Origin of the sequence: Streptomyces scopuliridis (genome assembly GCF_042790125.1) — a bacterium.
Lineage (GTDB): Bacteria > Actinomycetota > Actinomycetes > Streptomycetales > Streptomycetaceae > Streptomyces > Streptomyces scopuliridis_A.
Genome location: NZ_JBHTZS010000028.1, coordinates 89,854 through 92,869, shown reverse-complemented (window position 1 = coordinate 92,869; position 3,016 = coordinate 89,854). Strand labels below are relative to the sequence as shown.

Annotated in this window: 2 protein-coding genes; both read right to left on the bottom strand. The window is 69.5% G+C overall.

Annotated features, from left to right (window positions below):
* Positions 1–60 precede the first annotated feature (60 nt).
* Positions 61–927 carry a S1 family peptidase gene (locus ACFRKB_RS31130; RefSeq protein ID WP_383109945.1) on the bottom strand — a complete coding sequence of 289 codons (867 nt, stop codon included), beginning with the start codon at positions 925–927 and terminating at the stop codon, positions 61–63.
* Positions 928–1,109: 182 nt separating this feature from the next.
* Positions 1,110–2,660 carry an RNA polymerase sigma factor gene (locus ACFRKB_RS31125; protein WP_030350142.1) on the bottom strand — a complete coding sequence of 517 codons (1,551 nt, stop codon included), beginning with the start codon at positions 2,658–2,660 and terminating at the stop codon, positions 1,110–1,112.
* Positions 2,661–3,016: the final 356 nt, after the last annotated feature.

Below are 3,016 nucleotides of genomic sequence, written 5' to 3'. Positions count from 1 at the left end.
GCCGCCCCCGCACCGCGGGGGTGGCCGCCCGTTCTCGTCGTCGTGGCGCCCGCGCTCCGATCAGCGTGAGGCCCGCGCTCCGACCGCGTCGGCGACGGACCGCGCGCCCATGGTGACCCGGGTGTAGACCCCCGGACTGTCCGCGCGCCCGCAGCCGCTCCCCCAGGACACCAGCCCGATAAGCCGTCCCTTGGCCACCAGCGGCCCGCCACTGTCCCCCTGGCACGCGTCATGCCCGCCCCGGGGATCGCCCGCACAGAGCATCGTGGAGGGCTCGTAACGGTCCCCTGAGCCTCCTCCTGGGTACGCCCGCTCGCAGCTGGAGTCCGGCAGCACCTTCACCGGAGCGGAGCGCAGCGCCTGCGCGTACGCGGCCTCGCCCGAGGTGTCGCCCCAGCCGTAGACCGCCGCGTCGGTACCCGGCGCCGCGGCCGGGTCACCCGGCTCCGCAGGCCGGATCGCGTACGTCTCGGGCAGCGGCCGGGAGAGCGTCAGTACGGCGAGGTCCGACGCGTTGGTGCGCGGCTCGTACGCCGGATCCACCTGGACGGACCGTACGGCGATCTCGCGCCCGCCCGAGGCGCGCAGCCGCTCGCGGCCCGCGATGACCAGGAGGTCCGGCACGTCCTTCGGGTCCACCCCCAGGACGTCCCTGCCCACACAGTGGGCGGCGGTCAGCACTTTCGTCGGCGCCACCACCACGCCACCGCAGAACTGGCCCGCACGCGTACCCCCGAAGCGGTCACGGCTGGACAGGGCCACGACCCATGGGCTGTCGGCGATCCGCACCGCCTGACCGCCGACGATCACCCGATCGGCGGCGGCGGGGACAGGCGCGACGAGTGGCAGCACCGCCCCCGCGGTGATCACGGCCAGTCCTCCGGTCAGCACTCGGGCGGTCAGCACTCGGGCTACGGAACGGCGCATACAGTCTCCTGACTCTCCGGTGGACTCCGATCTACCCAGAGTCATCCCACCGGTCGAGTCTCGCACCCCAGCGCGCAGCGCGAAGGCCCGGATCCTCGGTGGCATCCGGGCCTTCACTCGTGCTTCGCGCGCCCCCTGGGGCTCAGCGCCTGGACCGAGGTCCTGGTCCAGGTAGTCGCGTCCTAGTCCAGGTAGTCGCGCAGAACCTGCGAACGCGAGGGGTGGCGCAGCTTCGACATCGTCTTGGACTCGATCTGGCGGATGCGCTCACGCGTCACGCCGTAGACCTTGCCGATCTCGTCCAGCGTCTTGGGCTGGCCGTCCGTGAGGCCGAAGCGCATGGAGACCACGCCCGCCTCACGCTCGGAGAGCGTGTCGAGTACCGAGTGCAGCTGCTCCTGGAGGAGCGTGAAGCTCACGGCGTCGGCGGGGACGACCGCCTCGGAGTCCTCGATGAGGTCTCCGAACTCACTGTCGCCGTCCTCACCCAGCGGAGTGTGCAGCGAGATCGGCTCACGGCCGTACTTCTGGACCTCGATGACCTTTTCGGGGGTCATGTCGAGTTCCTTGGCCAGCTCCTCCGGGGTGGGCTCGCGGCCCAGGTCCTGGAGCATCTGGCGCTGCACACGCGCGAGCTTGTTGATGACCTCGACCATGTGCACCGGGATACGGATGGTGCGGGCCTGGTCGGCCATGGCGCGGGTGATCGCCTGACGGATCCACCAGGTGGCGTACGTGGAGAACTTGTAGCCCTTGGTGTAGTCGAACTTCTCGACCGCGCGGATCAGACCGAGGTTGCCCTCCTGGATCAGGTCCAGGAAGAGCATGCCGCGCCCGGTGTAGCGCTTGGCCAGCGAGACCACCAGACGGAGGTTGGCCTCCAGCAGGTGGTTCTTGGCCCGGCGGCCGTCCTCGGCGATGATCTCCAGCTCGCGCTTGAGCTTCGGCGCGAGTTTGTCGGAGTTGGCCAGCTTGTCCTCGGCGAAGAGACCGGCCTCGATACGCTTGGCGAGCTCGACCTCCTGCTCCGCGTTGAGGAGCGGGACCTTGCCGATCTGCTTCAGATAGTCCTTGACCGGGTCGGCGGTGGCACCGGCGACGGCGACCTGCTGGGCCGGCGCGTCGTCCTCGTCGTCGTCGGAGAGTACGAAGCCCTTGTTCTCGCCCTCGGTCTCCTCCTCCTCGCCCTTGCCGCCCTGCACCTCATCGGTGGGCTCTTCGCCGTCGGCGGCCTCGTCGGAGTCCTTCTTGCCGACGGCCTTCTTGGCCGTCGTCTTCTTCGCGGCGGTCTTCTTGACCGTGGCCTTCTTGGCCACGGTCTTCTTCGCGGCCGCCTTCTTGGCAGGGGCGCCGGCCTCATCGGCCGCGGCTTCCACGATCTCTGCCGCCGGAGCCGAGGTGGCGGCCGCGACGGTCTTCGTCGTGGTCGTCTTGGCCGCGACGGTCTTGGTGGCGGTGCGCTTGACCGGGCTCTTCGCTGCGACGCTCTTGCGGGTGCGCTTCGGCGACTCCGCGGCACTGACCATCAGCGTCACACCCTCTTCCTCGAGGATCTGGTTGAGGCTGCGCAGAACATTCTTCCACTGGGTTGGCGGAATCTGGTCGGCCTCGAAGGCCCGACGCACGTCATCGCCGGCGATCTGCCCATCAGCCTTTCCCCGCTCGATGAGCGCCATCACAGACTCGGACTCGGCGATCTCCGGCGGGAGCGTACGGGATGTGCTGGCCGACACGAACAACCTCTCGGAACGATGGAAACGGCTTCCGGCCCCGCCCAGGATCGGACCGGAGCCGACGACCGTCGGCTGGGGATGTGCCGACGGCGCGGGCTTGGACCTCAGAGGCGAATACAGCGCCACGCGTGGCGGACGTATTCCCTCCTCGGCTGTCACCTCTTAGGTCATCGCGCTGTCTCCAGGAGTGTTACGCCCATTCCACGTGGCCCGAGTCACACTCCATTTGCGACAAAATGACCAGAAGGGGGATTTAAGGCCCCACAATCGCGGGGGGGGGGGCCCCCGGGGGGGCCCCGGCCCCGCGGCGTTGTACGGGGTACCGGGGGCCCGGACGGGACGCGTCAGAGCGTCTG

What these genes read in the sequence shown, in the direction of transcription:
- ACFRKB_RS31130 (WP_383109945.1), bottom strand. Translation starts at nt 927, where the DNA reads ATGCGCCGTTCCGTAGCCCGAGTGCTGACCGCCCGAGTGCTGACCGGA.